Raw genomic sequence first — 16,554 nt, forward strand, 5'->3', positions numbered from 1 at the left:
CCATGCCGAACCGTGTCCCGCTCGATGCCAAGACCGCCCGCTGGCTCCCCTGGGTGGTGGCGATTGCCTTCTTCATGCAATCGCTCGACGGGACTATCCTCAACACGGCACTGCCGGCCATGGCCCGGGACCTCGCGGAAAACCCGTTGCGCATGCAGGGGGTGGTGATCGCCTACATGCTCACCGTGGCCTTGCTGATCCCGGCGTCAGGCTGGATCGCCGACCGCTTCGGCACCAAGAAAATCTTCTTTGGCGCGATCCTGTTGTTCAGCATCGGCTCCCTGCTCTGCGCCCTGTCCAACAGCTTGACCGTGCTGGTGGGCGCCCGGGTGATCCAGGGCCTGGGCGGCGCGTTGATGCTGCCGGTCGGGCGACTGGTGGTGCTGCGCGCCTACCCGCGCTCCGAGCTGGTGCGGATCATGGGCTTCATTACCATTCCCGGCCTGCTGGGCCCGCTGCTTGGTCCGACCCTGGGCGGCTGGATGGTGCAATACCTGACCTGGCACTGGATTTTCCTGATCAACCTCCCGGTGGGCATGGTCGGGTGCTACGCCGTGTGGAAACTGATCCCCGACCTGCGCGGCAGCGAACGCACGCGCTTCGATGGTGTGGGTTTCGTGCTGTTCGGCGCGGCGATGGTACTGATCACCATCGCCATGGAAGGCCTGGGCGAACTGCACCTGCCGCACCTGCGGGTAATGTTGCTGCTGTTCGGCGGGCTGGCCTGCCTGGCCGCCTATTGGCTGCGTGCCGGGCATATCGATAACCCACTGTTCTCGCCGGTGCTGTTCAAGACCCGCACCTTTGCGGTGGGCATCCTCGGCAACCTGTTCGCGCGGCTGGGCAGCGGCGCGTTGCCGTTCCTGGTGCCGTTGCTGTTGCAGGTGGCGCTGGGTTATTCACCGTCGGAAGCCGGGATGAGCATGCTGCCGCTGGCGGCGGCGGCGATGTTCGCCAAGTCCATCGCGCGCACCCTGATCGAACGCCTCGGCTACCGTATCGTGCTGACCGGCAACACCCTGGCGCTGGGCATCATGCTGGCCAGCATGGGCCTGGTCAGCGAGCACACGCCCTACCCGCTGCTACTGTGCATGCTGGCGATTCTGGGGGCGATCAACTCCCTGCAATTCACCGCGATGAACACCGTCACCCTGATCGACCTCGACGACGCCCAGGCCAGCAGCGGCAACAGTTTGCTGTCGGTGGTGGCGCAGTTGTCCCTCAGCCTGGGCGTGGCCTGCGCCGGTGCACTGCTTGGCGGTTTTACCGCCGAAACCGGCAATGACGGTGTGGAAAGCGTACTCGGCGCGTTCCAGTTGACCTTCCTTACCGTGGGTATCATGGCGATGCTGGCGGCGGCGATCTTCCTGCAATTGTCGCCCACCGACGGCAAACGGGTGGTCAGCCGTGAGCACGACATCGAGCATTGACAGGCTTCTCGTCTAGAACTTGCAGGGAAATTCCCACGAGACTGGTACACTGCGCGACATTTTGTTTTGCAGAGCCAGTCCCGTGACTACCATCGCCACCGCTTTTAATACTTTGCCCCTGTCCGCCGCCATGCTGGCTAACCTCGACTCGCTGGGTTATGTCGAGATGACGCAGATCCAGGCGCAAAGCTTGCCGGTGATCCTTAAAGGGCTGGACCTGATTGCCCAGGCCAAGACCGGCAGCGGCAAGACCGCGGCCTTCGGCATCGGCCTGCTGAACCCGATCAACCCGCGTTACTTTGGTTGCCAGGCGCTGGTGATGTGCCCGACCCGCGAACTGGCCGACCAGGTGGCCAAGGAAATCCGCCGCCTGGCCCGCGCCGAAGACAACATCAAGGTGCTGACCCTGTGCGGCGGCGTGTCCCTCGGCCCACAGATCGCCTCGCTGGAGCACGGCGCCCACGTCATCGTTGGCACCCCGGGGCGCATCCAGCAGCATTTGCGCAAAGGCTCGCTGGTCTTGGACGGCCTGAACACGCTGATTCTCGACGAAGCCGATCGCATGCTCGACATGGGTTTCTACGAGGCCATCGAAGACATCATTGGCCAGACCCCGGCACGTCGCCAGACCCTGCTGTTCTCCGCTACCTACCCGGTGAGCATCAAGCAACTGGCCTCCAAGTTCATGCGCGCGCCACAGCAGGTGAAAGCTGAGGCGTTCCACTCCGACGATCAGATCGAGCAGCGTTTCTACGAAATTTCGCCGGAAGAACGCATGAGCGCCGTGACCAAGGTGCTGGGGCACTTCCGCCCGGCCTCGTGCGTGGCGTTCTGCTTTACCAAGCAACAAGTACAGGAAACCGTGGACCATCTGACGGCCAAGGGTATTTCCGCCGTCGGCCTGCACGGCGACCTGGAACAACGCGACCGTGACCAGGTGCTGGCGATGTTCGCCAACCGCAGCACCTCGGTGCTGGTGGCCACCGACGTCGCCGCCCGCGGCCTGGACATCGACTCGCTGGACATGGTCATCAACGTCGAACTGGCCCGCGACTCGGAAATCCACATCCACCGCGTGGGCCGCACCGGGCGTGCCGGCGAGACCGGAATTGCGATCAGCCTGGTGGCACCGTCCGAGGCACACCGCGCCCAGGCCATCGAGCAGTTGCAGAAAACCCCGTTGAACTGGGACCAACTGGACAACCTCAAGCCACAGGGCGGTGGTCCGCTGCTGCCGCAGATGAGTACCCTGTGCATCGCTGCCGGGCGTAAAGACAAGGTGCGCCCGGGCGATATCCTCGGCGCGTTGACGGGTGAAGCCGGCATCCCGGGTGCCCAGGTCGGCAAGATCGCGATCTTTGACTTCCAGGCCTATGTGGCGGTAGAGCGCGGGATCGCCAAGCAGGCGTTGCAGCGTTTGAACGATGGCAAGATCAAGGGCCGTTCGTTGCGCGTGCGGATCCTGTAAGAACCCCACATATTTACTGTGGGAACCGAATCAATGTGGGAGCTGGCTTGTGTGGGAGCTGGCTTGCCTGCGATAGCATCACCTCGGTGTCACTGACATACCGAGGTGCCTGCATCGCGGGCAAGCCCGACTCCCACACAAGCCAGCTCCCACATTTGATTGCATTTCATATTGAGTTTTTGTGAGGACATTGCTTTGCGCTCGACCGAAGTTGTGATCATTGGCGCCGGCGCCGCAGGTTTGATGTGCGCACTGACCGCTGCCGGACGCGGGCGCAAAGTGATGCTGATCGACCATGCGAACAAGGCCGGCAAGAAGATCCTGATGTCCGGCGGTGGCCGCTGCAATTTCACCAACATGTACACCGAGCCTGCGAACTTCCTCTCCCACAACGCGCACTTCTGCAAGTCCGCCCTGGCCCGCTACACCCAGTGGGATTTCATCGGTCTGGTGGCCAAGCACGGCGTGCCGTACCACGAGAAGAAACTCGGCCAGCTGTTCTGCGACAACAAGTCCAGCGACATCCTCGGCATGCTGCTCGACGAATGCGACCAGGCCGGTGTCAGCCTGCACCTGGACACCTCGATCCAGGAAATCACCAAACTCGACCGTGGCTATCAGTTGCAGACCACCCTGGGTGAGTTGCGCTGCGAATCGCTGGTGATCGCTACCGGCGGCCTGTCGATTCCCACACTGGGCGCCACCGGCTTTGGGTATCAAGTGGCCAGGCAATTTGGTCATGAACTGCTGCCGACCCGTGCCGGGCTGGTGCCGTTCACCATCACCGACCAGCTCAAGGAATTGTGCGGCGAGCTGTCCGGTACTTCCGTGGATTGCCTGGTCAGCTGCAATGGCCAGAGCTTTCGCGAGAACATCCTGTTTACCCACCGTGGCCTCAGCGGGCCGGCGATTCTGCAGATTTCCTCGTACTGGGAACCCGGTGACACGGTGGAAATCAACCTGCTGCCCGACCACGACGCCCACACCTGGCTGCAACAGCAACAGGCCGAGCGCCCCAACAGCGAGCTGAAAACCCTGCTGGGCGAACTCTTCACCAAGAAGATGGCCAACCTGCTGGCAGATACCTGGTTCGTGTCCAAGCCAATGAAGCAGTACACCCACGCCGAAATTGCCGACATCGCCCACAAACTCGGCAGTTGGCAGTTGGTGCCCGCCGGCACCGAGGGTTACCGCACGGCGGAAGTCACGCTGGGCGGCGTGGATACGCGGGAAGTGTCGTCCAAGACCATGGAGTCGCTGAAAAGCCCGGGCCTGTATTTTATCGGTGAAGTGCTGGATGTGACCGGTCACCTGGGCGGCTTCAACTTCCAGTGGGCGTGGGCTTCGGGCTACGCGGCGGCGCAGTACGCCTGACACGACTTAACCTTGAAATGCTGTCCCCTGTGGGAGCTGGCTTGCCTGCGATAGCGACGTTGGACTCACCATCGCTATCGCAGCGGTGCGACGGTTCGACAAGCCAGCTCCCACATTGGCTTTGTGGTGACCGATAAAATTTTGCTGTTGGATGTGATCGCCACGCTTGCCGTGACGTCACTGATGGCTCAATTTAGCGGCATCGTCTCGGAAGACTTCAGCCTTCATGTCATCGACCTCGTTCAAGCAGTCCATGCGGCGCCTGTGGGCGCTGGATAAATTCAGTTATAGCGTACGGGTATTCATCGCCCTCACCGGCAGCATGGCGCTGTGCTGGTATCAGGATGAAATGACGCTGCTGATCCCGTTGTTCCTGGGGATTATCGCCAGTGCCCTGGCCGAGACCGACGACAGTTGGCAGGGCCGTCTCAATGCCCTGGCGGTGACGCTGGTGTGTTTCAGCGTTGCCGCGCTGTCGGTGGAGCTGCTGTTTCCCTACCCCTGGATCTTCGCGGTCGCCCTGGCCCTGGCCAGTTTCTGCCTGACCATGCTCGGCGCACTCGGCGAACGTTATGGCGCGATTGCTTCGGCAACGCTGATTCTGTCGGTGTACACCATGATCGGCGTGGACCAGCGCGGCGGCGCGGTCACCGACTTCTGGCACGAACCCTTGTTGCTAGTGGCCGGTGCCGCCTGGTACGGCGTGCTGTCGGTGTTGTGGCAGGCACTGTTTTCCAACCAGCCGGTGCAGCAGAGCCTGGCGCGGTTGTTCCGCGAGCTGGGGCGCTACCTCAAGCTCAAATCGTCACTGTTCGAGCCAATCCGCCAGTTGGACGTGGAAGCGCGCCGCCTGGAATTGGCCCAGCAAAATGGCCGTGTGGTAGCGGCGCTCAATGCCGCGAAGGAAATCATCCTGCATCGCGTGGGCAATGGCCGCCCAGGTTCCAAAGTCAGCCGCTACCTGAAGCTGTACTTCCTGGCCCAGGACATCCACGAACGCGCCAGTTCGTCCCACTACCCGTACAACGCGCTGGCCGAGGCGTTTTTCCACAGCGATGTGCTGTTCCGCTGCCAGCGTCTGCTGCGCCAGCAGGGCAAGGCCTGTCAGACCCTGGCCGAGTCGATCCAACTGCGCCAGCCGTTCATCTATGACGACAGCTTCGCCGAAGCCCTGGGCGATTTGAACGCGTCCATGGAACACCTGCGCATCCAGAGCAACCCGGCCTGGCGCGGCTTGCTGCGTTCGTTGCGCGCCCTGGCGGCCAACCTGTCCACGCTCGACCGCCTGCTCAGCGACGCCAGCAACCCCGATGCCCTGGCCGACGCCACCGACAGCAGCCTGCTCGACCGTTCGCCACGCAACCTGCGGGAAATGTGGACACGCCTGCGCACTCAGTTGACGCCCACTTCATTGCTGTTCCGCCATGCCCTGCGCCTGCCGCTGGCGCTGATCGTCGGCTACTGGATGGTGCATTTGATCCACCCGTCCCAGGGTTACTGGATCATCCTCACCACCCTGTTCGTATGCCAGCCCAACTACGGCGCCACGCGGCGCAAACTGGGTCAGCGGATCATCGGCACCGCCATCGGTTTGACCGTGGCCTGGGCGCTATTCGACCTGTTCCCCAGCCCGTTGGTGCAGTCGATGTTCGCCATCGCCGCAGGCCTGGTGTTCTTTATCAACCGCACCACCCGCTACACCCTGGCCACGGCGGCGATCACCCTGATGGTGCTGTTCTGCTTCAACCAGGTGGGCGATGGCTACGGGCTGTTCGTGCCGAGGCTGTTCGATACCCTGCTCGGCAGCCTGATCGCAGGCCTGGCGGTGTTCCTGTTCCTGCCGGACTGGCAAGGCCGTCGCCTGAACAAAGTGCTGGCCAATACCCTGACCTGCAACAGCATCTACCTGCGCCAGATCATGCAGCAATACGCCGCCGGCAAGAGCGACGACCTGGCCTACCGTCTGGCCCGCCGCAACGCCCACAACGCCGACGCGGCGCTGTCCACCACCCTGGCGAACATGCTGATGGAACCCGGGCATTTCCGTAAGGAAGCAGACGTGGGCTTCCGCTTCCTGGTGTTATCGCACACCTTGCTCAGCTACTTGTCAGGGCTCGGCGCACACCGCGAAACCCAACTGCCCGCCGACGTGCGCGAACACCTGATCGACGGGGCCGGCAACACCCTGGCGCTGAGCATCGACGAAATTGCCACGGGGCTGGCCAACAAGCAGCCCATCGCGATTCAGAGCGATGCGGAGGAAGCACTGGCGGCGGACCTGGAACAGATGCCGGACGAGATCGACGAAGGCCAGCGACTGGTGCAAACGCAGTTGGCGTTGATCTGCCGGCAACTGGGGCCGTTGCGCACGCTGGCGGCGCATCTGATCAAGGACACCAGCGCGGATTGAAACGCTATCGCAGGCAAGCCAGCTCCCAGATTTGAAGGTATTCGCAATTCAAAATGTGGGAGCGGCGGTGCGACGATTCGACTTGCCCGCGATGAGGCCCGCACAGGCTCTACATCCCATGCGCCCTCATCAACCGCGCATAGCTGCCATCGGCTTTCATCCTGGCAATCTCCCGATCAAAGCCGGCGACGATCTGTTCATGTTCGGGATTCTTCAGGCTCACCAATATGTGCAGACTGTTTTCACTCAACGGCTTGGGCAAGAACTCCACCGCATTGCGCACGCGCGGTGACTCGCGCCCCAGGTAATAACGGGCGACGTACTCATCTTCCACCGTCAGTCGCACCCGTTGCGCCGCCAGCATGCGCACGGCCATGGCAAAGTTGTGCACCGGCACTTTCTGCAATTGCGCGTCCTGATCGAACGGTGCCGAATAGGCATACCCACGCACCACCGCGATGGGGTAGTCGTGCAGTTGCGCCAGGGTCTGGAATTCGATGGGATCGTCGCGGCGCTTGATAAACCGCACGCGGTTGAGCAGGTATTCGCCGGAGAACTGCCCCAACTGCGTGCGGGCGTCGTCGTACCAGGCGTTGACCAGCACGTCGTAACGCCCGTCCCCCACGCCCATCAGCGCCCTCGCCCACGGCACCTGTTCGAAATCGCTGGCGTAACCGGCACGGGCCAACGCAGTGCTGACAATATCGGTGGCGAGCCCGCCATTGATCAGGGTGGAATCGGTAAAGGGCGGCCAGGCGTCCGCCACCAGGCGCAAACGCTGTGCGAACGCCGGCTGGGCCAGCAGCAACACTCCAATCAAAGCAACGGCACGAGGGAATCGCGGCATGCTCATAGTCCTTGGCAGGCAGGAAGTGGCCTTGACTCAGGCAGGGCCTGAGGTTCTAACAGTAGCTCAGATTACACAAACGCCCCGGGCTCGCACGCACTCAGTGATGGCAAATTGACGCCATTCACAAAAATAGCCGATTTAGACACCAGCGCCTGCCACGCTTACTATCCGGATCAGGCACTTATGAGAGAACACACCATGACAATTGAATGGGTCTGCAAGCACCACGACGACCTGGGCAAAGAGCAGTTGTACGCCATTCTGCGTCTGCGCAACGAAGTCTTTGTCGTCGAACAGAAATGCGTCTACCAGGACCTCGACGGCCAGGACCTGTCGGGCGACACCCACCATTTGATGGCCTGGCAGAACGATGAACTGGTGGCCTACCTGCGCCTGCTGGACCCGGACTCCCAGGGTGGCGATGTGGTGATCGGGCGAGTCATCGTGGCGCCGGTGGCACGCGGTACCGGGCTGGGACATCGGATGATGGAAGAAACACTCAAGCGAATTGAAGATATCTGGCCGGAAATGCCGATTTTTCTGTCAGCCCAGGCGCATTTGCAGGGGTATTACGGCAGGTATGGGTTTGTGGTGGCGGGTGAGGAATATCTGGAAGACGATATTCCACATATTGGTATGCGGCGCGACTGAGGGCCTTATCGCAGGCAAGCCCGCTCCCACATTGGATCGTGTTCACTCAGTCAGAAAGTGGGAGCTGGCTTGCCTGCGATGGCGTCGGTAGGGTCATCACCAAGCTTCAGGGATAACCCAACACCTGCTTGACCGAAACCAGATTCGCCTCGATCCACCCCCGGTCGATCGCCCCCCAACTGCGAATCCGATAGTGCCCCGCATGGTTTCGCGCGCCGTCTTCCTGCTCGAACTCACACACGATATCCAGGTCGGCCAGCGCCGCAATCGTGTCCTGCGCGGTGCGCCGGGGCATACCGGTCACATCGGTCAACGCGGGCACGCTGCTGGCCAGCCCGCTGTCGATCAAATACGCCACATACAGGCGGCGGTAGAAGCTGCTTTTGGTCTTGCTCACATCCATGGTCGGTCGCCTTGTGCGGTCAGGGTTTACCCTGCAGGTCGCGATACGTGAGGTACACCCGCAGGTCGAATTCCACCTGATGGTAGCCCGGCATCATGTATTCGCAGAGTTTATAGAACGCCTTGTTGTGGTCCGATTCCTTGAAGTGCGCCAGCTCGTGCACCACGATCATGCGCAGAAATTCCGGCGCCGTCTCCTTGAACAGCGCGGCGATGCGAATCTCTTTCTTGGCCTTCAGGTTGCCGCCCTGCACCCGCGAAATCGTGGTGTGCAGGCCAAGGGCGCGATGGGTCAGGTCCAGGTGGTTATCGAACAACACCTTGTCGATGGCCGGTGCGTTGCGCAGGTGTTCCTGCTTCAAGGCCAGGGCGTAGGCGTACAGGGCCTTGTCGCTCTGCACAGCATGGCGCTCGGGGTAACGCTGGTCTAGGTAGGCGCCCAACTGGTCCTTGGCGATCAATTGGCGCACTTGCTCCTGGAGGGCAACGGGGTAGGCCTGGAGGTATTTCAGCGCGGTCATGGGCTCGGCAACAGGGTTCGAAGGGTCGCCAGTGTAGCGAATTCAGCGCAAGCGGGCGCGTGACCAGTCCACGAACGCCTCGGCCACCAGCGGCTGCGCCGCCCACGGCCCCTGGACGAACGGACAGCCATTGGCCTTGAGCCATTGGGCCTGCTCCTGTGTTTCCACGCCCTCGGCCACCACCAGCACCTCAAAATGCCGGCACAGTTCGATGATGCTGCGCGCCATCGCGGCATCCCGTTTCGAACCCGGCAACTGCGCGACCAGCCTGGGGTCGAGCTTGAGGGTGTCGAACTCCATATCGCGCAGGTGCGCCAAGGAACAATTGCCTGAACCGAAGTCATCCAGAGCAATGCGCACGCCCACCTGACGCAACGCCCGCAGTTGCTTGGCAGACGCATCCAGGTTGGCCATCAGGCTGTCCTCGCTGATCTCCACTTCCAGGTGCCGCCCCTCCAGGCCATGCCGCTCAAGGACCTGACGCAATTGGCTGGCCAGGTTGGGCATATTGAATTGGCTGCTGCTCAGGCTCACGCTCAACACCAGCTCATCATCGAAAATGGCCAGCCACGCCTGGCGTTGTGCCGCGACCTGCTGGTAGATCCAGGCGCTCAACTGGCTGATCAACCGGACCTCTTCCAGCAACGGCAAGAACAACCCCGGCGGCACATCGCCGACGCTCGGGTGCTGCCAGCGCAACAGCGCTTCCACGCCCCGCAGACGCCCGTCCCCGAGCGATACCTGCGGCTGATAGACCAGGGTGAAATCCTTGTGCTGGATCGCGGTGCGCACACTGTCTTCGAGCATCAGGCGCGAACGGGCGCGACCGTTCATTTCCTGGTCGTAATAGCGATATTGCTGACGGCCCGCGCGCTTGGCTTCGTACATCGCGACATCGGCAGCCCGCAACAGTCCGCTCAGGTCCGAGCCGCAATCGGGGAAGGTGGCGATGCCGATGCTGACACCCAGCATCACTTCCAGGCCCTCGATCTGCTGGCAGACTGACACGCGTTCGATCAGTTTTTCCGCAATCTTCGCCGCCTGCTCGGGAAATTCCAGCGTCAGCAGCGCGGTGAATTCATCACCGCCCATGCGCCCCAGAATGTCATGGGGCCCCAGGCACGCCTGCAGTTGCTCCGACACCCAACGCAGCACCCCGTCGCCAGCGTCATGACCCAGGGAATCGTTGACGCGTTTGAAGCCGTCGAGATCCAGGTACAGCAGCACCAACGACGGCTCGCCCCGCTCGCTGCGCAACAAGATACTTTCGACGGCCTGATAGAAACCGCGCCGGTTCAGCAGGCCGGTCAGCGGATCGGTCACGGCCTGGAATTCCAGCTGCTGGTGCAGGTGGCGTACTTCGGACATGTCGAGCACCGTCACCACCATGGCCTTCTGCTCGGCGGGCAGCGGTGCGCAAGACAATGCCACCGGCACCTGCTGCCCACGCCCGGTGCGCAGGATCGCATCGTGCACGCGCCAGGTCTCGCCCTTGCGGTAGCCAGCGACCATGGGCGACTCCAGCCAGGCCGGTACATGCGGCTTTTGCAGAAAACTCAGGAACTCCTGACCCTGCAATTCCAGGAGGGTGGCATTGAGCAAACGCGAAATCGCCGGGTTGGCGTACTCAATGACGCCCTCTTCGCCCACCACCAAGATGCCTTCGGCGGCGTTATCCAAGACAGAAGCATTAAAGGCGCGGGCCGACTCCAGGTCATGACTCAGACGCTGCAACGCCCGGCGATTGCGCTGGTGTTCCAGCAATGCCTGGACCTTGGGCTTGAGGATATGCGGGTCGAAGGGTTTGAACAGGTAATCGATCGCGCCGCTGGCATAGCCTTCCAGCACGGAAGCGGGAGATTGGGCATTGGCACTGAGAAAGATGATCGGCGTCATGCGGGTGCGCTGGCTGCCGCGCATCAGGCGGGCCACTTCAAAACCGTCCATGCCGGGCATCTTTACGTCCAGCAAAACCAGGTCGACCTCATGCACCAGCAACAACTCGAGGGCTTCCAGGCCCGAACCGGCGGTCACCACCTGCCAGTCTTCCCGCTGCAAAAGGGCGCGCATGCTGATCAGATTTTCCGGGTAGTCATCGACCACCAGAAGAACCGAACCGCCATCGCCGTCGTGTGGAGCGCATTCCATGCTACGTCTCTTCCTTGGGAGCCACTCCGGTCACTTCTGGGAGAAAAACCCGGATCAACACTGAGGCCTCACTCTAGCCCTGGATCCAGAAAATCAGAAGTGGCGCCTTTGTCATCATCGCATCAAAGCTCAGGAAGCCGACTAACGGTCAGTGCCTGCAGCCCGCGTACCACGGGAAACATGGCTATTTGACATTCGTTTGACGCCAATAAGTCGCCAGCAATTGTTTAACAATCCAGCGGCCACCGCCTATAAAGAACCTGTCTGGCCCTTGGGCCAAAGCCTTCACCCCTCTGTAAAAAGGCACGCGCCATGATCGACCTCTCCACTTGGAACCTGAGCATCCCCGTCGGCTCCCCACCCGCCACCATCGACACGCCGAGACTGATGAGCGGCTTCAACGACCAATACTTCCAGGCCGAAGGCAGCAACGTGCAATTCTGGACCCCCGTAACCGGCAGCCGCACCGAAAATGCCATCTACCCGCGCAGCGAACTGCGCGAAACCTACGCCGACGGACGCCTGCGCAACTGGACCTACCCCGACGCCGACAACTTCCTGCGTGCCACCCTCACCGTCAACCAGGTGCCCTCCACCGGCAAGATCGTGATCGGCCAGATCCACGCCTTCGACAGCCAGAAACCGCTGATCAAGCTGGAGTATCAATTCAAGGAAAAAACCCAGACCGGCAACATCGTCGCCAAAGTGCGCATGCGCCCGGACGAAGGCGAAGGCCGGGTAATCATCGTCGCCTCCAATGTGCCGCTGGAAAAGCGCTTTACCTACGTGATCAACCTGAACAAGGCCGGGCTGCTCAGCGTGTATGCCGCCGATGGCGAGTGGAATGAGCGCATTGGCGCAGCGTGGGGGGCGAAGCCGTTGTATTTCAAGGCGGGGGCGTATGTGCAGGACAACAGCGGGAACAGCAAGGAGGGGGCGCGAGTGACGTTTGCCAAGTTGGATATTGATCACGACTAGACGCCGCCTCACAACCTCTAGGAGCCGGCTGCTACAAAGGCAGGCACAAAAAAGCCCGCATCACTGCGGGCTCCTTTTTGAACGTCTCAGGCTTAGTTCACCTTAGCGTTCAACTCACCTTTCAAATACCGCTGATACATTGCTTCCAACGAGATCGGCTTGATCTTCGAAGCATTACCGGCAGTACCAAACGCTTCGTAACGTGCAATACACACATCACGCATCGCCGTCACGGTGGCGCCGAAGAATTTACGTGGGTCGAATTCGCTTGGGTTGGTGGCCATCAGGCGACGCATGGCGCCGGTGGATGCCAGGCGCAGGTCGGTGTCGATGTTGACCTTGCGCACGCCGTACTTGATGCCTTCGACGATTTCTTCAACCGGTACGCCGTAGGTTTCTTTGATGTCGCCGCCGTACTGGTTGATGATCGCCAGCCACTCTTGCGGCACCGAGGAAGAACCGTGCATCACCAGGTGGGTGTTCGGGATGCGTTTGTGGATTTCCTTGATACGGTCGATAGCCAGCACGTCGCCGGTCGGTGGCTTGGTGAACTTGTAGGCGCCGTGGCTGGTGCCGATGGCGATGGCCAGGGCATCAACCTGGGTCTTTTTCACGAAGTCGGCGGCTTCTTCCGGGTCGGTCAGCATCTGGCTGTGATCCAGCACGCCTTCGGCGCCGATGCCGTCTTCTTCACCGGCCATGCCGGTTTCCAGGGAACCCAGGCAGCCCAGCTCGCCTTCAACCGACACGCCGCAGGCGTGGGCCATGGCTACGGTTTGTTGGGTGACGCGTACGTTGTACTCGTAGTCGGTCGGGGTCTTGCCGTCTTCGCCGAGGGAGCCGTCCATCATCACCGAGCTGAAGCCCAGCTGGATGGAGCGCTGGCACACGTCAGGGCTGGTGCCGTGGTCCTGGTGCATGCACACCGGGATATGCGGGAATTCTTCGATGGCGGCGAGGATCAGGTGACGCAGGAATGGCGCACCGGCGTATTTGCGGGCACCGGCCGAAGCCTGGACGATCACGGGGGAGTCGGTCTTGTCAGCGGCTTCCATGATGGCGCGCATCTGCTCAAGGTTGTTGACGTTAAAGGCTGGGACGCCGTAGCCGAACTCGGCTGCGTGGTCCAGCATTTGACGCATGCTGATAAGTGCCATTGTGTTGTCTCTCCCGGTCGAGGGTCGTTAATCGTGCAAGCCTGCCGTAGCGGTGGCTGCTATTCAAGTTATTGCAGATCAAGGGGTTGGGCCTTGGCCTGCTGAATCGTTATTGCTAATGGGTTGACCCAAATTCCAATCTGGAACCGAATCATGTGGGAGCTGGCTAGCCAGCTCCCACATTTGATCTTCATTGATCCCCTACTGGGCTTTGCAGCCACGGCCGATCAAATCATCCGTGGCGACCCAGTAAACCAGGCCTTCCTCGCCTTTTGTGTGAAACGCCAATTGGTCGTTGGCGTACAGCACACCCGAGGCGGCCACGTCTTGTTTAAGCCGGTAAACCTGATCGGAACCGCCGAGGCGTACATCCACCTCGGATTTAGCCTGGTTGGCAAAGCGCCAGTTGACCTCGGCCTTGCTGTCGCAGGTCCAGGTGGTCCATTTGTCTTGCGGCTCTGCCTTGTTGAACATGTCCAACGTGCTGCAACCGGCCAACAAGGCCAGGGCTGCCAGGGCGAAAACGCCTTTCATTGCCAATCCTCGCGCGGCGCCCCAGGGCCGCCGCTGCTGTCGGTTAGTTGATCAGACCCGTCAAGGGCAGCCCTGTTCCTGACCGTTGGGCGCGGAGTCATATTTCTCCAGCCGTTCGGGGCCGATGCGCTTGTTGATCACCGGCATGGTTTCGGCTTGCCAGTCAGCCTGGTAGCAGCTCTTTTTCTGCGCGGGCGCAGGCGTTGCCGCCTCCGGCGTCGCGTTGGGCGTGCTGCCGCAACCGGCCACCAGGCCCGTTGCGATCACCAGTGCCAACCACTTGATCATGGGAATGCTCCTTTTCCTGATCGCAAGCCTCAGCCCTTGGCCCGGGCTTCCAGCACTTCAACGGCTGGCAGGACCTTGCCCTCGACGAACTCGAGGAACGCGCCGCCACCGGTAGAAATGTAGGAGATCTGATCGCTAACGCCATATTTATCGATGGCCGCCAGGGTGTCGCCGCCGCCGGCGATGGAGAATGCCGAGCTTTGCGCGATGGCCTTGGCCAGCACTTGGGTGCCGTTGCCGAACTGGTCGAACTCGAATACGCCGACCGGGCCGTTCCACAGGATGGTGCGGGAAGCTTTCAGCAATTCAGCGAAGTTGGCTGCAGTTTGCGGGCCAATGTCCAGGATCATGTCGTCGGCGGCCACATCGGCGATCAGCTTGACGGTGGCTTCGGCGCTTTCGGCGAACTCCTTGGCGACCACCACATCCACCGGCAGCGGCACGCTGACCTTGGCGGCGATGGCACGGGCGGTGTCGAGCAAATCAGGCTCGTACAGGGATTTGCCCACCGGGTGGCCAGCTGCGGCCAGGAAGGTATTGGCAATGCCGCCACCCACGATCAGTTGGTCGCAGATCTGGCTCAGGCTGTTCAGCACGTCCAGTTTGGTCGACACTTTGGAACCGGCCACGATGGCCGTCATCGGTTGAGCCGGTGCGCCCAGGGCCTTGCCCAGTGCATCGAGCTCGGCAGCCAGCAACGGGCCCGCCGCCGCGACCTTGGCGAACTTGGCCACGCCGTGGGTCGAGCCTTCGGCGCGGTGTGCGGTACCGAACGCATCCATCACGAACACGTCGCACAGCGCAGCGTACTGCTGAGCCAGTTCGTCGCTGTTCTTTTTCTCGCCTTTGTTGAAGCGCACGTTCTCGAACAGCACGATGTCGCCGGCTTTCACGTCGACGCCGCCCAGGTAGTCAGCCACCAGCGGCACATCACGGCCCAGGGCCTTGCTGAGGTAGTCGGCGACAGGCTTGAGGCTGTTTTCAGCGGAGAACTCACCTTCGGTCGGACGACCCAGGTGGGAGCAAACCATTACGGCCGCGCCTTTTTCCAGGGCCAGCTTGATGGTCGGCAGCGAGGCCAGGATTCGCGCATCGCTGGTGACAACACCGTCCTTGACGGGGACGTTGAGGTCTTCGCGAATCAGTACGCGCTTACCTTGCAGATCGAGGTCGGTCATCTTCAACACGGTCATGGGTCGCAGTTCCTGAATTACTGTTGAGGTTGTTGGGAGGCGATGTGCAGATAGTGTTCTGCCACGTCGAGCATGCGGTTGGCAAAACCCCATTCGTTGTCGAACCAGGCCAGGATGTTCACCAGCCTCGGGCCGGAAACGCGGGTCTGGCTGGCATCGACGATCGCCGAATGCGGGTCATGATTGAAATCACAACTGGCGTGGGGCAGTTCGGTGTAGGCCAACAGCCCTTTGAGCGGGCCACTGGTAGCGGCGTCGCGCAGGATTCGGTTGACCTCCGTCGCATCGGTGTCGCTGACGGTCTGCATGGTGATATCCAGGCAGGACACGTTCACCGTCGGCACCCGTACGGCTTTGGCCTGGATTCGCCCGGCAAGTTCCGGCAACAAGCGCTCGATACCCCGCGCCAGGCCGGTGGACACCGGAATCACGGACTGAAACGCCGAACGCGTGCGACGCAGGTCTTCGTGGTGATACGCATCGATGACCGGCTGATCGTTCATCGCCGAGTGGATCGTGGTGATCGACACATAATCCAGGCCGATCGCCTGATCCAGCAGGCGCAGCAACGGCACGCTGCAGTTGGTGGTGCAGGAGGCGTTGGATACCAGCAGCTCTTCGCCGGTCAGGCAATCCTGGTTGATACCGTAGACGATGGTGGCGTCCACGTCCGCCTCGCTGGCCATCGGCTGGGAAAACAGCACGCGCGGTGCACCGGCGTCGAGAAAACGCTGACCATCGGCCCGGGTGTGATAGACACCGGAACACTCCAGCACCAGGTCCACGCCCAATGCTTGCCAGTCGATGCCTTCGGGGGGGGCACTGCGCAACACCTTCACGCAGTTGCCATTGATATGCAGACAGTCGTCTTCAACTCGAACTTCGCCAGGGAAACGGCCGTGGGTGGAGTCAAAGCGTGTCAGGTATTCGATGCTGGCCATGTCGGCCAGGTCGTTGATCGCGACAATTTCAAACCCGGCCGCCGCCCCTCGCTCGAACAGAGCACGCAAGACGCAACGACCAATCCGGCCGTAGCCGTTGAGTGCAACTTTGTAGGGACGCGGTTGGGGCATGGGGTTCTCGATCAAGGTTAGTTCGGTGTTGAATGTTCTGACGCTATCGCGGGCAAGCCCGCTCCCACATTAGACCG

Annotated in this window: 15 protein-coding genes; 6 read left to right on the forward strand and 9 right to left on the reverse strand. The window is 61.5% G+C overall.

The genetic code is table 11. The annotated features are described in order from the left end of the window. Nucleotides 1-2: 2 nt before the first annotated feature. The 4 genes from mdtD (at nt 3) to yccS (ending at nt 6,682) form a co-directional block, all read left to right on the forward strand. The gene (gene mdtD / locus ACW9IN_RS27465; RefSeq protein WP_457368808.1) at nt 3-1,430 is read left to right on the forward strand and encodes a multidrug transporter subunit MdtD; all 1,428 of its coding nucleotides are present in this window, start codon (nt 3-5) and stop codon (nt 1,428-1,430) included. Nucleotides 1,431-1,560: 130 nt separating this feature from the next. Continuing rightward, complete coding sequence (dbpA, locus tag ACW9IN_RS27470; protein WP_457368822.1) at nt 1,561-2,898, forward strand: ATP-dependent RNA helicase DbpA; 1,338 nt, start codon at nt 1,561-1,563, stop codon at nt 2,896-2,898. Between the two features lie 195 nt (nt 2,899-3,093). After that, complete coding sequence (locus ACW9IN_RS27475; protein WP_457368809.1) at nt 3,094-4,272, forward strand: NAD(P)/FAD-dependent oxidoreductase; 1,179 nt, start codon at nt 3,094-3,096, stop codon at nt 4,270-4,272. Between the two features lie 226 nt (nt 4,273-4,498). Then, nucleotides 4,499-6,682 (forward strand): YccS family putative transporter, encoded by a 2,184-nt coding sequence (gene yccS / locus ACW9IN_RS27480; RefSeq protein ID WP_457368810.1) that lies wholly within the window; start codon nt 4,499-4,501, stop codon nt 6,680-6,682. Between the two features lie 109 nt (nt 6,683-6,791). Here the strand turns inward: yccS and ACW9IN_RS27485 are convergent, their stop codons facing one another. After that, on the reverse strand, nt 6,792-7,529 hold the full coding sequence (locus ACW9IN_RS27485) for a substrate-binding periplasmic protein (protein WP_457368811.1): 738 nt from the start codon (nt 7,527-7,529) through the stop codon (nt 6,792-6,794). A 201-nt stretch (nt 7,530-7,730) separates the two neighbouring features. On the opposite strand from ACW9IN_RS27485, the gene ACW9IN_RS27490 reads away from it, so the two are divergent. Then, nucleotides 7,731-8,183: a GNAT family N-acetyltransferase gene (locus tag ACW9IN_RS27490; RefSeq protein ID WP_457368812.1), complete on the forward strand. Its 453-nt coding sequence runs from the start codon at nt 7,731-7,733 to the stop codon at nt 8,181-8,183. Nucleotides 8,184-8,289: 106 nt separating this feature from the next. Here the strand turns inward: ACW9IN_RS27490 and ACW9IN_RS27495 are convergent, their stop codons facing one another. The 3 genes from ACW9IN_RS27495 to ACW9IN_RS27505 are packed head-to-tail and all read right to left on the reverse strand — an operon-like array spanning nt 8,290 to nt 11,254. Beyond that, nucleotides 8,290-8,586: a winged helix-turn-helix domain-containing protein gene (locus tag ACW9IN_RS27495; protein ID WP_457368813.1), complete on the reverse strand. Its 297-nt coding sequence runs from the start codon at nt 8,584-8,586 to the stop codon at nt 8,290-8,292. A 19-nt stretch (nt 8,587-8,605) separates the two neighbouring features. Next, complete coding sequence (locus ACW9IN_RS27500) at nt 8,606-9,106, reverse strand: M48 metallopeptidase family protein (protein WP_457368814.1); 501 nt, start codon at nt 9,104-9,106, stop codon at nt 8,606-8,608. A gap of 42 nt (nt 9,107-9,148) precedes the next feature. Beyond that, nucleotides 9,149-11,254: a putative bifunctional diguanylate cyclase/phosphodiesterase gene (locus ACW9IN_RS27505; RefSeq protein ID WP_457368815.1), complete on the reverse strand. Its 2,106-nt coding sequence runs from the start codon at nt 11,252-11,254 to the stop codon at nt 9,149-9,151. 312 nt (nt 11,255-11,566) lie between these two features. Here ACW9IN_RS27505 and ACW9IN_RS27510 point away from each other — a divergent pair, with 312 nt between their 5' ends. Further along, nucleotides 11,567-12,232: a polysaccharide lyase family 7 protein gene (locus ACW9IN_RS27510; RefSeq protein ID WP_457368816.1), complete on the forward strand. Its 666-nt coding sequence runs from the start codon at nt 11,567-11,569 to the stop codon at nt 12,230-12,232. A gap of 92 nt (nt 12,233-12,324) precedes the next feature. Here the strand turns inward: ACW9IN_RS27510 and fba are convergent, their stop codons facing one another. From fba to epd, 5 genes are all read right to left on the reverse strand, one after another. Beyond that, nucleotides 12,325-13,389 carry a class II fructose-bisphosphate aldolase gene (gene fba / locus ACW9IN_RS27515; protein ID WP_003177554.1) on the reverse strand — a complete coding sequence of 355 codons (1,065 nt, stop codon included), beginning with the start codon at nt 13,387-13,389 and terminating at the stop codon, nt 12,325-12,327. Nucleotides 13,390-13,590: 201 nt separating this feature from the next. Beyond that, on the reverse strand, nt 13,591-13,923 hold the full coding sequence (locus tag ACW9IN_RS27520; RefSeq protein ID WP_457368817.1) for an MliC family protein: 333 nt from the start codon (nt 13,921-13,923) through the stop codon (nt 13,591-13,593). Nucleotides 13,924-13,983: 60 nt separating this feature from the next. Then, entirely contained in the window at nt 13,984-14,211 is a 228-nt protein-coding gene (locus tag ACW9IN_RS27525; RefSeq protein WP_457368818.1) for a hypothetical protein, read from the reverse strand. A gap of 29 nt (nt 14,212-14,240) precedes the next feature. Beyond that, complete coding sequence (locus tag ACW9IN_RS27530) at nt 14,241-15,404, reverse strand: phosphoglycerate kinase (protein ID WP_457368819.1); 1,164 nt, start codon at nt 15,402-15,404, stop codon at nt 14,241-14,243. Nucleotides 15,405-15,421: 17 nt separating this feature from the next. Continuing rightward, entirely contained in the window at nt 15,422-16,477 is a 1,056-nt protein-coding gene (gene epd, locus ACW9IN_RS27535; RefSeq protein WP_457368820.1) for an erythrose-4-phosphate dehydrogenase, read from the reverse strand. Nucleotides 16,478-16,554: the final 77 nt, after the last annotated feature.

Source organism: Pseudomonas sp. SDO5271_S396, assembly GCF_054071795.1.

Excerpts from the sequence above, each read along its gene's own strand:
- mdtD (WP_457368808.1), top strand. The coding sequence starts at position 3 with ATGCCGAACCGTGTCCCGCTCGATGCCAAGACCGCCCGCTGGCTCCCC.
- dbpA (WP_457368822.1), top strand. The coding sequence starts at position 1,561 with ATGCTGGCTAACCTCGACTCGCTGGGTTATGTCGAGATGACGCAGATC.
- yccS (WP_457368810.1), top strand. The coding sequence starts at position 4,499 with ATGTCATCGACCTCGTTCAAGCAGTCCATGCGGCGCCTGTGGGCGCTG.
- ACW9IN_RS27485 (WP_457368811.1), bottom strand. The coding sequence starts at position 7,529 with ATGCCGCGATTCCCTCGTGCCGTTGCTTTGATTGGAGTGTTGCTGCTG.
- ACW9IN_RS27490 (WP_457368812.1), top strand. The coding sequence starts at position 7,731 with ATGACAATTGAATGGGTCTGCAAGCACCACGACGACCTGGGCAAAGAG.
- ACW9IN_RS27495 (WP_457368813.1), bottom strand. The coding sequence starts at position 8,586 with ATGGATGTGAGCAAGACCAAAAGCAGCTTCTACCGCCGCCTGTATGTG.
- ACW9IN_RS27500 (WP_457368814.1), bottom strand. The coding sequence starts at position 9,106 with ATGACCGCGCTGAAATACCTCCAGGCCTACCCCGTTGCCCTCCAGGAG.
- ACW9IN_RS27505 (WP_457368815.1), bottom strand. The coding sequence starts at position 11,254 with ATGGAATGCGCTCCACACGACGGCGATGGCGGTTCGGTTCTTCTGGTG.
- ACW9IN_RS27510 (WP_457368816.1), top strand. The coding sequence starts at position 11,567 with ATGATCGACCTCTCCACTTGGAACCTGAGCATCCCCGTCGGCTCCCCA.
- fba (WP_003177554.1), bottom strand. The coding sequence starts at position 13,389 with ATGGCACTTATCAGCATGCGTCAAATGCTGGACCACGCAGCCGAGTTC.
- ACW9IN_RS27520 (WP_457368817.1), bottom strand. The coding sequence starts at position 13,923 with ATGAAAGGCGTTTTCGCCCTGGCAGCCCTGGCCTTGTTGGCCGGTTGC.
- ACW9IN_RS27525 (WP_457368818.1), bottom strand. The coding sequence starts at position 14,211 with ATGATCAAGTGGTTGGCACTGGTGATCGCAACGGGCCTGGTGGCCGGT.
- ACW9IN_RS27530 (WP_457368819.1), bottom strand. The coding sequence starts at position 15,404 with ATGACCGTGTTGAAGATGACCGACCTCGATCTGCAAGGTAAGCGCGTA.
- epd (WP_457368820.1), bottom strand. The coding sequence starts at position 16,477 with ATGCCCCAACCGCGTCCCTACAAAGTTGCACTCAACGGCTACGGCCGG.